This window comes from Sphingomonas sp. CCH5-D11, assembly GCF_001557395.1.
In the GTDB taxonomy this organism is placed as follows: domain Bacteria; phylum Pseudomonadota; class Alphaproteobacteria; order Sphingomonadales; family Sphingomonadaceae; genus Sphingomonas.
In genome coordinates, this window is record NZ_LSKH01000121.1 from 1 (window position 1) to 694 (window position 694).

1 protein-coding gene is annotated in these 694 nt (G+C 59.8%); it reads left to right on the forward strand.

Annotated features, from left to right (window positions below):
* Window positions 1-457: alanine dehydrogenase (locus AX702_RS07880; protein ID WP_443026289.1), on the forward strand; the 457-nt coding region annotated here is incomplete at its 5' end.
* Between the last annotated feature and the right edge of the window lie 237 nt (window positions 458-694).

Below are 694 nucleotides of genomic sequence, written 5' to 3' on the forward strand. Positions count from 1 at the left end.
CGAGCTGTTTCAGGGGCGGGTTCGGACTCGCTTTTCGACGTTAGAGGTGATCGAGCAGGCGATCGCCCAGGCCGATGCGGTGATCGGGGCGGTACTGATCCCCGGGGCATCCGCTCCGAAACTTGTTACGCGTGACATGCTGAGCAGTATGAAGCAGCGGGCGGTGCTGGTCGATGTCGCCATCGATCAGGGTGGTTGCTTTGAAACCAGTCATGCCACCACACACGCCAGTCCCACGTATGAGGTGGACGGCGTGATCCATTATTGTGTGGCGAACATGCCGGGTGCTGTCCCGCTGACATCCAGTCATGCCTTGAACAACGCGACGCTCCCTTATGGTCTGGCGCTTGCCGATAAAGGTATTGCTGCGTGCGAAGAAGACCCGGGCTTGGGAGCTGGCCTTAACGTCCGCGCGGGAAAGATCGTCAATGAAGCAGTGGCGCGCAGCCTGGCCTGATTCATCTGCTCTTCCGAGCTTGGCCGGCTGTAAGGCTCAAAAGAAAACCCCCGTCCAGCATCTGGAGCGGGGGTTTTCTGTTCTCGGTAGCTGCGCGGCAGCAACGTTGAACTTTTAACTGATTCAGTCGGCGAACCCACCCGTGTTGCTCGGAAAAACGCCGCCTAGCCGCAGCCTTGTCCGCGCTCTTTGGGTGGTCGGCACCCCTTACCAGGGGCGAATGTCCGAACCGCCGTA